This is a genomic window from Veillonella caviae (genome assembly GCF_003992125.1).
Lineage (GTDB): Bacteria > Bacillota > Negativicutes > Veillonellales > Veillonellaceae > Veillonella > Veillonella caviae.
In genome coordinates this window covers 1-14,284 of sequence record NZ_RQUY01000032.1, presented here as the reverse complement: position 1 = coordinate 14,284, position 14,284 = coordinate 1, and the positions used below count along the sequence as shown (strand labels likewise).

Annotated in this window: 12 protein-coding genes and 1 pseudogene; all 13 read left to right on the top strand. The window is 38.5% G+C overall.

Annotated elements, in window-relative coordinates; all coding sequences use genetic code 11:
- Positions 1 to 304, top strand: a pseudogene (locus EO120_RS09395) (IS30 family transposase); the annotation flags it as partial.
- A 234-nt stretch (positions 305 to 538) separates the two neighbouring features.
- Positions 539 to 757, top strand: a complete 219-nt coding sequence (locus EO120_RS08780; RefSeq protein ID WP_127135096.1) for a hypothetical protein — start codon at positions 539 to 541, stop codon at positions 755 to 757.
- Positions 758 to 759: 2 nt separating this feature from the next.
- Complete coding sequence (locus EO120_RS08775) at positions 760 to 1,137, top strand: hypothetical protein (RefSeq protein ID WP_127135095.1); 378 nt, start codon at positions 760 to 762, stop codon at positions 1,135 to 1,137.
- A gap of 12 nt (positions 1,138 to 1,149) precedes the next feature.
- Positions 1,150 to 1,539, top strand: coding sequence for a hypothetical protein (locus EO120_RS08770; protein WP_038122491.1), 390 nt, complete (start codon positions 1,150 to 1,152; stop codon positions 1,537 to 1,539).
- A gap of 226 nt (positions 1,540 to 1,765) precedes the next feature.
- Complete coding sequence (locus EO120_RS08765) at positions 1,766 to 2,533, top strand: YgjP-like metallopeptidase domain-containing protein (RefSeq protein ID WP_127135094.1); 768 nt, start codon at positions 1,766 to 1,768, stop codon at positions 2,531 to 2,533.
- Between the two features lie 11 nt (positions 2,534 to 2,544).
- On the top strand, positions 2,545 to 5,952 hold the full coding sequence (locus EO120_RS08760; protein ID WP_127135093.1) for a DNA polymerase III subunit alpha: 3,408 nt from the start codon (positions 2,545 to 2,547) through the stop codon (positions 5,950 to 5,952).
- A 121-nt stretch (positions 5,953 to 6,073) separates the two neighbouring features.
- Positions 6,074 to 7,822 (top strand): pyruvate kinase, encoded by a 1,749-nt coding sequence (gene pyk / locus EO120_RS08755; protein ID WP_127135092.1) that lies wholly within the window; start codon positions 6,074 to 6,076, stop codon positions 7,820 to 7,822.
- 63 nt (positions 7,823 to 7,885) lie between these two features.
- A complete protein-coding gene (locus tag EO120_RS08750) occupies positions 7,886 to 8,632 on the top strand; it encodes a Bax inhibitor-1/YccA family protein (RefSeq protein WP_127135091.1) in 747 nt (248 codons plus the stop codon).
- Positions 8,633 to 8,646: 14 nt separating this feature from the next.
- Positions 8,647 to 9,561: a LysR family transcriptional regulator gene (locus tag EO120_RS08745; protein ID WP_127135090.1), complete on the top strand. Its 915-nt coding sequence runs from the start codon at positions 8,647 to 8,649 to the stop codon at positions 9,559 to 9,561.
- Positions 9,562 to 9,905: 344 nt separating this feature from the next.
- Positions 9,906 to 11,309: a DASS family sodium-coupled anion symporter gene (locus EO120_RS08740; RefSeq protein WP_127135089.1), complete on the top strand. Its 1,404-nt coding sequence runs from the start codon at positions 9,906 to 9,908 to the stop codon at positions 11,307 to 11,309.
- 98 nt (positions 11,310 to 11,407) lie between these two features.
- Complete coding sequence (citD, locus tag EO120_RS08735) at positions 11,408 to 11,677, top strand: citrate lyase acyl carrier protein (RefSeq protein WP_127135088.1); 270 nt, start codon at positions 11,408 to 11,410, stop codon at positions 11,675 to 11,677.
- Entirely contained in the window at positions 11,677 to 12,642 is a 966-nt protein-coding gene (locus tag EO120_RS08730) for an HpcH/HpaI aldolase/citrate lyase family protein (RefSeq protein ID WP_127135087.1), read from the top strand. Before citD ends, EO120_RS08730 begins: the two co-directional genes overlap by 1 nt.
- Positions 12,632 to 14,179, top strand: coding sequence for a citrate lyase subunit alpha (gene citF / locus EO120_RS08725; RefSeq protein ID WP_127135086.1), 1,548 nt, complete (start codon positions 12,632 to 12,634; stop codon positions 14,177 to 14,179). The genes EO120_RS08730 and citF overlap by 11 nt, the downstream gene beginning before the upstream one ends.
- The last annotated feature ends 105 nt before the right edge of the window (positions 14,180 to 14,284 follow it).

Genomic DNA, 14,284 nt, shown 5'->3' with positions numbered 1-14,284 from the left:
AAAGTCCGTTTCGAGTAAGTATAAACGTGAACTAGGAAAATCAATAGAACTTTGTGATGTTACGATTGAAACTCGCGAAGAGTTTGGTCATTGGGAAATAGACACTGTTCGTGGAGCAAAAGATAAAACAGATGAGGTATAGATTTCTTTAATAGAACAAAAAAGCAGATTATATGTAGCTTTACGCTGCCCATCTGCGCGTTGCGGCGATGTAAAAGAAACATTGGAAACATGGTTAAGTACATTTAGGAACAATGTAGAGCTAGGATTGTTATGTAAGACGATAACCGCTGATAATGGTTTATACCTAACGACCCTAGTGCTGCTTCATTAATAAAAAAAGCGGTAGAGGGGGGAGTAGTATCCTCAAGTGTAACGTTTAATCACATCAACTGGTCAACTGGTGTTGCAATTCCTAAAGATTTTGAATCTTTTTCCTCTAGAAATCAAACAATCCATGTTGCTGAGGGGGCATCAACGACCTCTAATGGTATATCTGTTTCTGGAAGCTACTCTAGTTATGTTGGGAACCTTTCCGATGAAAATCTTTGGGGGGGGAGATTATAATACGAATGTTTTGAAGTATTTTAATGAACATCCTAACAGTGGACTAGAACTCTATAATGGTCCTACAGGTAATTTAATTTTAATTAAGCGAACAGGACTTGGTGTTCAACAGTATGATGGTTATGGAGCCTTTTTTAATTCAGTTGGTTTTGATAAATATGCTAGTAAAATGTATTGGAGACGATATTAATAATGAATATAAAGTTCGTTTTAAAATATTTGCTTTTAGGGATATTGACTAGTACTATTATTTTTTCTGTAGTAAATTTTAGTAATTACTATTTTATGAATAGATATCCATATGCATCAAATTTATATAATGAAGCATTTAAATTGTATAATGCTGGAGTATTAGAAAAAATATCTTGGACAAAACTATTCCATAGACTTGGTGCATCTGAATCTACGCAAGTTACAGTTTTTGGAGAACAAAATAAAGATTTTGAGGATAAGCTAGTATTAGACTATATAGTTCTATCTAAAGAATATATGTTATATAAATCTAACTATGATGATAATAACTATCTGTTTAATTTTAGTGATGGACGTCTAGTAATTAGTATTTTTTAGTAGGTGAGATTTATGAAAATCTTAAAGATATTTTTTGTTGGGGTGGGACTTATTATAGGATTACTACTTTCTGCTAGTATAGGTGGAGCCTTTGATAATTTTTTACAGCTTAAATATACTTCTAATTTTGAGAATTATTGGTCTGAATTTAGAGATATTCAAAACTCTACTCAAAGTGAAGTTTTATATATTAATCCTAAAGTATTGAGACTAGGTTCTTTGACGCCTCATTTTATTGCTAAACTTTCTTATAAAGGGGAAGTTTTTAGAACTCAGTTAGAAGGCTTAGGGTGGAGTTATAAAGATGGGGTATATAGAAAAATAGTTAATGGTGATACATATACCCTAATGGTTCTAGATTATAAGAATAATATTGAGCTTGAGTTATATGTTGAGAAATAATTTAAATATTTTATTTGTATAGTTATAACTTTTGGATATTAAGCTATGATGTAATGTAGTTAGTGATTTAGAGAATTGAATATACATACAATATATTTAGCTGTTTTTGTTATCCCTAGTAAAATAACAGATAGCTGATTAACATCAATCAGCTGTCTGTTATTTTTTATTGTTGCATATATCGAATAATTCTTATTAAAGTACCCAGATTTTAACGAATTTATGAGTGTTTTATGATAAAATAAAAGGTATGAATACTTCAACAACTCGGTCTATTACCTACAATGGTGACACAATTGAATATGAATTAACAATCAAGCGTGTAAAGAATATAAACATGCGTGTGCACAAGGATGGTAGTGTCCATGTTTCAGCGAATGCTTATGTACCAGGTCATCGAATTGATGCGTTTGTTATTGAAAATATACCCTTTATTGAGCGAGCTCGTTTTAAATTAGAAGCATTAACGGCACAGCGGATAGAGGCATTACAATATGTAACGGGTGAAACCGTATCTATTTTAGGTATGGCTGTTTCGCTAGAGGTGGTGGAAACATCTGGCAAACCGCATATTAAGTTTGATGGGTCTAATCGCATGGTGATGTTCGTTAAGTCTGATTACACCTATGAAGATAAGCATAAATTAATGCAAACCTTTTGGCGCCAGCTAGGGGAAAAGGTGTTTGCCCATTGGGCGAAGGTCGTGTATCAACGCTTTCACCAGCAACATATTGATGTACCCATGCCGACGGTAAAGCAACAGCGTATGAAGAGTCGTTGGGGTTCTTGTACGCCATCAAAGCAGCTTATTAAGATGAATATGCGTTTATTAGAAGGACCTCAGGCCTATATTGAATACGTTATGGTTCATGAGTTTGCCCATTTTAAATACTTGGATCATTCTAAGAACTTTCACAATTTAGTGGCCCAATTTCTACCAGATTGGAAGTCTCGTAAGAAATCATTAAATATCTATTTTGCACATAGACAGTAAGGAGGTGTACCATGAAGCCATTTGTACATTTACATAGTCATACGGAATTTAGTTTATTGGACGGCATCAGCCGTTTGCCGGATATGGTGCGCCGCGCGAAGGAACTGGAACAACCAGCCCTTGCCATTACGGACCATGGCAATATGTATGCAGCCATTTATTTTTATAAAGAATGTATGTCCCAAGGTGTAAAACCTATTATCGGTTGTGAAGTGTATGTGACGGAAGGTAGCCGTTTTGATACACCAGAGGGGCGTAGTCGCGAACGATTAAAACATCTCATTCTACTAGCGGAAACTATGGAAGGATACCGTAATCTTGTTAAGATAGTGTCGAAGGCCTCTACAGAGGGTATGTATTTTAGACCGCGTGCAGATCATGATTTATTGCGCGAATATAGCTCAGGTATTATCGCTCTTAGTGCTTGTATTCAAGGGGAAGTGCCACAGCTGATTTTACAAGATAATATGGACGGTGCTCGCCGTGCTGTAGAGTGGTATATTGAAACTTATGGTAAGGAGAATTTCTTTTTAGAAATCCAAAATCATGGATTACCCGAAGAATTGAGAGCACAGCAAGTGTTATGTCAATTGGCTGACGAATATGGTTTAGGTATAGTGGCATCTAATGATTTTCACTATGTTATGCAAGAGGACGCAGATGCACAAGATATTCGCGTTTGTATCCAAACCGGTCGGCGCCGTGCAGAGGTAGATCGCCTTAAATTTCCTAATGATCAATTTTACATGAAAAGCGGCGATGAAATGGCGGAGCTGTTCGGTCATATTCCGGGGGCCCTGGAAAATACATTAGCCATTGCGAATCGTTGTAATGTAGTGTTTAATTTTGACGAACATCATTTGCCACATTTTGATGTGCCCGAAGGAGAAACGTCGAAATCTTATTTGCGCAAAGTATGTGAAAACGAAATCCCACGCCTTTACGGTGAGTCTAGTGAAACATTGTTGAAACGCTTAGATTATGAATTAGATGTTATCGGTACTATGGGGTTTGAAGACTACTTTCTTATCGTATGGGACTATGTGCGCTATGCTAGGGAACACAATATTTTAGTAGGCCCTGGTCGTGGCTCTGCAGCTGGTTCTGTAGTGGCCTATTTACTGGGAATTACAGGACTTGATCCATTGAAATATGATTTGCTCTTTGAACGATTCCTCAATCCGGAACGGGTTAGCATGCCTGATATTGATATTGACTTCTGTTATGAGCGTCGTGGGGAAACTATCGATTATGTAACGCGAAAATATGGTCAAGCGCGAGTATCTCAAATTATTACCTTTGGTACAGAGGCAGCTCGTGCCGTTATTCGGGATGTAGGCCGTGTCCTCGATTTGCCATTAGCAGAGGTAAACCGTATTGCTAAAATGATACCTAATGAACTGGGTATTACATTAGAAAAAGCTTTAAAAGGCAAAGAATTAAAAGAATTATATGAGTCGGATCCTAATGTACGAGAACTATTTGAGTTTGGCAAAAAATTAGAAGGTATTGCTCGTAATTCCTCTACACATGCTGCTGGTGTGGTGATTTCAGCAGATTCTCTTGATGACCATGTGCCAGTGCAAAATTCCAATGAAGAAGGTTTTGTTACTCAATACGATAAAGATAACATTGAAGAACTAGGGCTTCTAAAGATGGATTTTTTAGGTTTGCGCACTCTCACTGTTATGGGAGATGCATTAAAGCTTATTAAAGCTAATCGTGGTATCGACCTTGATTTAGATGCTATTCCGCTCGATGATAAGGATGCTTGTGACATTCTTACCAAAGGTGATACATCAGGGGTGTTCCAATTGGAATCCGATGGGATTACGAAATTGGTAATGGATTTAAAGCCAGAGCATTTTGAAGACCTAATTCCATTAGTAGCATTGTATCGTCCTGGACCATTAGGATCAGGGATGGTTGAGGATTTCATAGACCGCCGTCATGGCAAAAAAGAGGTTACTTATTTACATCCTATTTTAGAGCCAATTTTAAAAGATACCTTTGGTGTTATTCTTTACCAAGAACAAGTTATGCAAATTGCCTCTGCCATGGGTGGGTTCTCTCTTGGGCAAGCGGATTTAATGCGCCGTGCTATGGGCAAGAAAAAGGAATCTGTGCTCAAGGCGCAGCGGGAATCCTTTGTGGCTGGTGCTATTGGTAACGGGATTAGTGAAAACATCGCCAATGAAGTATTTGATTTGCTTGTATACTTTGCTGGATATGGTTTTAACAAATCTCATAGTGCGGCTTATGCCTATATTGCGTATCAAACGGCATATTTAAAGGCCCACTATTTTCCAGAGTTCATGGCTGCTACTATGACTAGCTTTATGCAAAATATGGACAAGTTAACCTATTATATTAACTCTTGTAAAAAGCACAATGTTAAGGTGTTGGGGCCTGATGTGAATTATTCGGAACACAGTTTTGCTGTGCAAGGTGACGCTATACGATTTGGCCTTGGTGGTATTAAACATGTTGGGGACAATGCTATTTATAAACTCATTCAAGAACGTGAAAGGAATGGTTTATATACTAGTATTATTGATTTTTGTCGCCGCGTAGATAGTAAGGTTGTAAATAAACGTCTTCTTGAAAGCTTGATTCGTTGTGGTGCTATGGATGGTTTTAAAGAAAATCGAAATCAATTATTACACATGTATGAAGCGGCTCAAAATGTAGGGGCGAAACAGCAAAAAGATGATGCTCTAGGTACCGTAAGTCTCTTTGGTGATGTAGAAGAGAGTATCGACATGATACCAGTTCCTAATTTATCGGATTTATCAGAAGAGGATAAACTAAAAGATGAAAAAGATTACACTGGATTCTATATTACCGGTCATCCATTGCAAGGATATGTTAAAGAAATGGAAGGGCTCTTTGAATTAGGACAACTTATGGAAGAACCTGAGCGCTATGATGGTGATACCATTACTTTGGGAGGATTAATTGCAGAAAAATCAGATCGTATGACGCGGCGCAATGAAGTGATGAGTATATTGCGTATCGAAGATTTCTCTGGTTCCGCCCAAGTTGTAGCATTTCCTAAGGTATACGGTCAAAGTCAGCAATTTCTGGCTGTAGATATGGCTGTCAAGGTTCGAGGTCGCGTTGATGCGGATGAAAAAGGGGTACAAATTATTGCAGATCGTATAGTGCCATTAAAGGTGAACTATGCTAATGCACGACAAATCGAAATCCATATTAGGATGCAATTTGACACTCCAGAAAATAGTGCAGCCTTAAAACAGATATTATCTTCTGTAGAAGGTGGGACGCCTACTACATTACTTTTACATAAATCTAAGAAACGAATAAATTTACCACCTAGCCTATGTTTTACACCAACTGCAGATATTATTAGTCGTATCGAAGCCATCTTAGGGGACGGATCTGTAGAAATTCGTTAAGTATTTACAGATATAGCATATATTAAGTGTTAAGCTAGCTGATTGTGTTACTTTCACAGAAAGGATACAATAGAATTAAATAATAGGTACATAATAAAAATAGAAATATAGTGGAGGAACTATGAAACGGACAAAAATTGTTTGTACTGTAGGCCCTGGTACAGATAAGCCAGGTATATTAGAAAATATGATGCGCGCTGGTATGAATGTGGCGCGATTTAATTTTTCCCACGGTACTCATGATGAGCAATTGGAGAGAATGCAAATGGTTCGTGACGCAGCAATGGTTGTGAATAAGCCTATTGCTCTCATGCTCGATACAAAGGGACCAGAGGTTCGACTTGGTCTATTCAAAGATGGTAAGGTATTCCTCAAAGCAGGACAAAATTTCACCTTAACTACTGACGATGTAGAAGGATCTGTAGAGATTAGTTCTGTTAATCACAAAGGGCTTGTAAAAGATGTATCTGTTGGGGATACTATTTTGCTCGCCGATGGCTTGGTTACCTTGCATATTGATAAGATTGAAGACAACAATATTATTACTACTGTTGTAAACAGCGGTGAAATTGGTGATCGTAAAAGAGTGGCGGTTCCTGGGGTAGCCCTCAGTTTACCACCTGTTTCAGAGCAAGATGAAGAGGATTTACGTTTTGGCTGTCGCCAAGGTATTGACTTTGTGGCTGCTTCTTTTATGCAACGAGGCAAAGACGTAGTAGCAATTCGTCGTATTTTAGAATCAGAACAAAAAGATGTTAAAATTATTGCTAAAATAGAGAATGCCGAAGGTGTCAAAAACATAGATGAAATTCTAGATGTCGCAGATGGCCTCATGGTGGCACGCGGTGATTTAGGTGTTGAAATCCCTGCTGAAGAAGTGCCGGTATTACAAAAAATGATGATTGAAAAATGTAATCATTTAGGGAAACCTGTTATTACGGCAACACAAATGCTAGAGTCTATGATTCAAAATCCGCGTCCAACGAGAGCAGAAGCGAGCGATGTGGCCAATGCTATTTTAGATGGCACTGATGCTATTATGTTATCTGGAGAAACAGCAAATGGTGCATATCCAGTAGAGGCAGTGGAAACAATGACTCGTATTGCGGAGGTGACTGAGCAATCAGTAATTTATGATCACCAAAGCCGAACCCAAGGCGGTGATGATTTGACTACTACTGATGCAGTATGCTTGGCTAGTGTTCGTATTGCTCGTGATTTAAAGGCAGCAGCTATATTAACATGTACTGAATCTGGTCATACAGCTATCAGCGTAGCTCGTCATCGTCCTAATTGCAAAATTATTGCTGTTACACCTCATGATGAAACGATTCGTCGTATGCAATTGTGCTGGGGCGTACAAGCTATTAAAGGCCAAGCAATTATTAATTCCGATGAAATGGTGAAACAAGCTATTGCCGCTGCATTAGGGGCTGGTGTTATCGAATCTGGTGATTTAGTAGTAGTTACTGCTGGTGTACCGTCCGGTTCTACAGGCACAACAAATATGATTCGCGTCCATATTGCTGGTCAAGTATTATTGTCTGGCAATGGTATTTTACGTAAGTCTGTGACTGGTAATGTGTTCATCGCCGCTAACCATAAAGGCGATTATGAGTCTTTCAAATCTGGTGATATTCTCGTAGTAGGCACTATGGAACCGGATTTGATGTCTGTTGCAAAACGGGCAGGAGGCATTATTGCTGTAGAGGATGGTTACACATCTGACAGTGCTATCGCTGGTATTACCTATGGAATTCCTGTGATTTTAGGTGCTAAAATGGCTCACGAAGTATTGTTGGAAGGTCAAGAAGTAACTATCGATGGTGAACGTGGCAAGGTTTTTGCAGGCATTGCAAATGCACGGTAACGGAAATCGAAAAATTTGGTATAATATAAGCGTATATATAATAGTTAAATATAAGGAGGTACTATGAATCCATATATGACACAAACACACTCTGCTTCAGATGTGGCGCTAGTGGAAAATATTGTGTCTCAACGCTTAAAGGGATCTATTTTATGGATGGTTGTTGGGTTACTAACAACTATCGGTATAGGTGCTTATACACTGATGAATCCAGCATGGTTGCGTTTTGGTATTAGTAATTTCAACGTTTTACTGTTGATTGAACTAGGGGTTGTATTCTTATTTAGTATGCGCACCTATTCTGCTAATGTAATGACATTGAGAGGCATGTTTTTTATTTATAGTGCGCTAAATGGTATTACTTTATCTATCGTATCTGTTGGGTATGGCATTGTTGATGTGGCATTACCTGCCTTTATCGGTGCCTTGGCATTTTTCATAGCCTTTGCAGTAGTCGGTTTAACAACTAAGAAAAATTTATCTAGCTTCTATCCTTATATGGGAGCAGCTCTGCTAGGAATGGTTTTAGTAAGTCTTGCTTTTATGGCTGGTAATTATTTCAATATTGGTTGGATTACGGCTATTAATTCGAGCACCTTTAGTTTAGTGATGGGTTATATTGGTGTTATCTTATTTTCTATTTTCACTGCAGTAGATATGAATATGATTAAGAATACGGTGACCCAATTGGCGCTCACAGAAGATGAAACCATTTTAGAGCGCGTTGAAATCGCTGGTGCCCTTAGTTTGTACCTTGATTTCGTTAACCTTTTCTTGTCATTATTGCGTATTTTTGGCAATAAAAAATAAAAAGGAGTACAGCCATGGATGATAGAGAATGGCGCACCTTTGTAACTGTTGTTAATGAAGGAAATATTACAAAAGCAGCAGAAAAGCTGTTCATCTCTCAACCGGCGCTCAGTTATCGACTGCGCCACATGGAAGAAAATGTAGGTCATTCCCTTTTGCTGAGAACAGCAGAGGGAATAACCTTAACACCACAGGGGGAAATTTACTACGAATATTGTAAACGCATGTTACATGATAAAGAAGCATTGGAACATGCATTGATTTCCTCTACTGGTAAAATTCAAGGAACCTTGAAAATTGCATCATCTATTAATTTTGCTGATTATGAACTACCATTATTACTCAAATCTTTTAGAGAGCAATATCCTGATGTACACATTCAAGTAAAAACAGCTTTTAGCCATCAAGTGGTGAAAATGTTTAACTCTGGTGACTGTATGATTGCCTTTGCTCGTGGTGGCTATGAGGTATCTGGTCATTCAGAACTATTATTAGCGGAACCGTATTGTTTGGTGTATAAGGATTTGGTGCCGCCTGCCGATTTAGCAAAGGTACCTTTTATTCAATACCAAACAGATGCATCAGTGGCGAACATTATTGAAACATGGTGCGCAGAACATTTTGATGGGCCTCCTATGATTGGTATGGAAGTTAATTCTATGAGCACCTGCCGTCACTTTGTAAGAGCTGGATTAGGGTGGTCTATTTTGACCTATATGGGGCTTGGTTCCTGTAAAAATCGTGATATTTATGTAAGTCTATTGCGCGATCAGCACGGAAATGTAGTGACTCGTGATACAAATATGGTGTATACCAAGGAGTCTAGTAATCTCGTAGCTGTTAGGACTTTTATTGAGTATGTCAGAAATTACTATGAGCAATATTCTGTTGTGGATAACTCCATTTTTAGAGAATACTCGGATAGATAATATATTAATAAGTACAATAAGCGCTATTGATTTAAAATACAACTTTATAGATGATATGCAAGTGCATAGAAGTTAGCCTTAATTAGGTTGATTTCTATGCATTTTTTACATATTGAAAGAGTTTTCTATATGTAAAATGCATAAAAAGTATGAGCATGTAGTATAAAAGTTTTTATTCCCCCTATAAAGGGCTTCTATTTTTCTTATTTTAATATTACAAGTATAATGAGGTCAGATTTAAATCCTAAGGAATCATATTACGGTAGTCGCGTATCGTAACTCTTTGGGATAGTGTTGCGATGAACACTTATGTATGCCTATGTTTGTGTAAGAAAGGAAATAACATGGACAAATTTTTGAAATTAGCTGCTATTGTGCTAATTCCACTAATCCTCTGGTTTACAACTCCGCCAGAAGGACTCACAGAAGCTGCATGGCGCCTATTCGGTTTTTATATTGCAGGTATTTTAGGTTTGGTTTTAAAACCATATCCAATTCAAATTATTTTACTAGCTGTATTATCTGCATCTGCATTGTTCTTAGATAATGCAAAAGATATTCTAGTTGGTTATGGTTCTACATCTTTGTGGATGATTATTGCTGCTTTCTCCTTGAGTGTAGCTTTTGGTAAAACTGGGCTTGGTCATCGTATAGCATATTATTTAATTAGCGCTTTTGGCTCTACAGTATTGCGCTTAGGTTATGTTACAGCCCTTCTCGAATTGATTTTGGCTCCTGCAACACCATCTAATACGGCTCGTGCAGCAGGTATTGTATATCCAATTAACTTGTCTATTGCAGAATCTATTGGGTCCTATCCTGGTGATACTGCTAAGCGCGGTGGTTCCTTTATTTTGATGAATGGTTATTTCATCACAAAAGTAACATCTTTTATGTTTCTTACAGCCATGGCTCCGAATGTATTAGCCTTAGATTTCGTAACTAAAATTACAGGCCTTTCTATGACATGGGGCGAATGGGCTCTTGCATTGGCATTACCTGGTTTAGTAATGCTCTTATTTGTTCCTCTTGTTGGTTACTGGGTAGACCGTCCTGAAAGTGTTGAGATTGATAATAAGAAAATCGCTGCTGATGGTCTTGCTGAATTAGGACCAATGAAAATGTCTGAAAAAATCTTAGCAGTTGTATTTATTCTTGCATTGATTGGTTGGGCATTGCCTTCTATCGGTGTTGATTTAAGTGCTACAGCAGTTGCTTTGGTGGCTATGACTATCGTTTTCTTGAGCGGTATCATTACTTGGGATGATATGGTTCAAACTAAAGCGGTATGGAATACATTCATTTGGTTTGGTGCTATTTTAGGCTTATCCACAGCACTTACGAAAGCTAAATTCTTCGCTTGGCTTGCTACGTTCATGGAAACGAATTTGGCCCTCGATGTATCTCCGCTTATCGTAGTAGTGATTCTCTCTGCGATCTCTGTAGTGATTCGCTACTTGTTTGCATCTAGTACGGCTTACATTGCGTCCATGCTCCCAGTATTTTTGACTGTTGGTATGGCAGCAGGCGTAAATCCTGCTATGTTTGGCCTTGTATTACTAGCAACTAATGCATTTGGTGGATTGGTAACTCATTATGGTGCATCTCCAGGACCTATCATTTATTCTGCAGGTTACAATAACTTGAAAGATTGGTGGTTAGCTGGTGGTATTTTAGCAGTATTATGTTGGGTTCTATTATTTGTAATAGGTATTCCTTGGTGGACTTTCACAGGTTTCATCGGTTAATCTAGTTATTAATAGAGATTCTTTTGTTTATTATAGAACCAGATCTCCGAGACGGAGCTGATTCTATCTTATATATTTATTTTTAGAAAGGATGCAATATGGCACAATTAGTGAAAGCTGCGCAAGCTGGCTTCGACGAAAAAAATGATGCATTAGTAACGGTTGAACCCATTGCTAGTGGCATCGAAATCGAATTGACTTCCAAAGTTATCCGTCAATATGGCGAACAAATTAAAGCGCTTATTTTGAAAACAGTACAAGATGCTGGTTTCGATGGCGTAAAGGTAACTGTACAAGATAAAAATGCTTGGGATTACACAATTAAAGCTCGCGTGTTAGGCGCATTAGAAAGGGGGAGCAAAGCATAATGGCTAATGATAAAACTTTTCCAGAAGTAAAAACTAACCCTCTCACTGAAGAGGCTAAAAAACGTTTATCCCGTTCCATGATGTTCGTTCCAGGTAATACACCTAAAATGATTAACAGTGCTGATATTCACGGTGCTGACAGCATCATGTTCGATATTGAAGATTCCGTTCCTGTAACTGAAAAAGATACGGCGCGTTTGTTAACTGCAGAAGCTTTGAAATCCCGCACATTCCGCGGTGAAACTGTAGTTCGTATCAATCATCCTACACAAACGCCTTATGGCTATGATGACCTTGATGTTATCGTACCAGCGAAACCAAACCTGATTCGTCTTCCTAAAACTGAAGATGTATCCGAAGTTGAAATCGTAGCGAAAAAAATTGAAGAAGTTGAAAAAGCTAATGGCTGGCCAGAAGGCACAATCAACATCATCGTAGCTATCGAATCTGTTCGCGGTTTATACAATGTTCGTGAAATCTGCCATGGCCCTCGCGTAGTAGCTATTGCTCTTGGTGCAGAAGATTACCGTGCAGACCTTCGCACAGGTAAAAATAAACCAGCTGTAGAATTATTATTTGCTCGTCAAACCATTCTTCACGCAGCTCGCGAAGCAGGTATCCGCGTAATCGATACTGTATTCTCCGATGTAAAAGATCCTCAAGGTTTCCGCGAAGAAGTGGAATTCATCAAAGCATTGGGCTACGATGGCAAATCTTGCATCCACCCAAGCCAAATCAAAATCATCCATGAAGTATTTACTCCTGATGAAAAAGAAATCGCTCATTCCGTTAAAGTTCTTAACAGCTATGCTGATGCGCTTCGTAACAACAAAGGCGTTATTGCAGTAGATGGCAAAATGATCGATGGTCCTATCGTAGTACGTGCACAACGGGTAGTTGATAAAGCTCGTGCAGCAGGCATTAAAGTAGAATTAGAGGAAGGAGCAGAATACGATGTTAAATAAAGTAGGTCGCGATATTCCAACTAATATTCCAGCCTTAGAAGGTCGCGAAGTATACCAAGGCGAATTCGCTATTGAACCAAAGGCAAAACGGGCAGGTAAACCTGTACATATGAGTCGCGTAGGCACAAATAAAATTGTTGCTTCCATCGATGAAGCTATTGAGAAAGCTGGTGTTAAAGATGGTATGACATTATCTTTCCACCATCATTTGCGCAATGGCGATTATGTTATGAAAATGGTTATGGAACGGGTACAAGCTAAAGGTATTAAAGATATTACTGTTGCGTCTTCTTCCTTATCCCCATGCCATGATTTCTTAGTAGAAATGATCCAAGACGGCACTGTAACAGCTATCGAAACATCTGGTCTTCGCGATCGTCTTGGTAAATTCTTGACACAAAACCCTGGGATTTTGAAACGTCCTGTAGTGATTCGTTCTCATGGTGGCCGTGCTCGTGCTATCGAATCTGGCGAAGTGCACATCGACGTAGCTTTCATGGGCGCTCCTACTGCGGATCCTCGTGGCAATGCTACTGGTCGCATGGGTAAATCTGCATGTGGTGCTTTGGGATATGCTAAGGTTGATTCTCATTATGCGGATACAACTGTTATCATTACTGATAATTTAGTTGACTATGTTCACAATTATGCTATTCCTCAAACTGATGTTGATTATGTTGTTGAGGTTGAAAGTATCGGCGATCCAGAAGGTATTGCTTCTGGTGCAGTAGGTTTCACTAAAAATCCTATTCAAATTAAAATTGCTGAATTAGCTGGTGAATTCCTTGATCAAGCAGGCATCATTAAAGATGGTTTCGTATTCCAATTAGGTGCTGGCGGCGCTCCATTGACTGTAGCGAAATTCATTGCTGAAAAATTGCGCAAACGCGGTGAAGTAGGTGGTTTTGCTATCGGTGGCGCTACTGGTATTTTGACTGGTATGCTTGAAGAAGGTTTAATCCGTGCTATTTACGATACACAAACTTTCGATACTACTGCAGCAGCTTCTTTAGATAAAAATCCTGCTCACATTGAAATGTCTGCATCTATGTATGCAAATCCTTGGACTGATTGCACTACGAACTACCTAGACGTAGTATTCCTTGGTGCTACTGAAATCGACCTTGACTTCAATGTTAATGTAATGACTGATTCAAATGGTGTATTGATGGGTGCTTCTGGTGGTCACTCTGATACAGCAGCTGGTGCAAAATGCACAGTTATTACTTGCCCATTGATTCGCGGTCGTTTACCAATGATTCGTGATAAAGTAGCTACTGTTATTACTCCTGGTACTTCTGTAGACGTACTTGTTACTGAATATGGTATTGCTATTAACCCAGCTCGTACTGATTTAATTGAACGTTTTAAAGATAGCAACTTGCCTATCTACACAATTGAAGAATTACAACAATTAGCATTTGACTTAGTAGGTAAACCACAAGATATCCCTGTATCTGACAAAGATGAAGACATTATCGCTATCGTAGAATACCGCGATGGCTCCATCATTGACGTGGTTCGTAAACCTCTTTAAGGTCGTAATATAAATACACATAACTAAATAAGAAGGGGCTGTAACAAAATGAACATTTTTGTTCATTTTGTTCTCAGTCCCTTTTCACTGCATAAAACCTAGCCC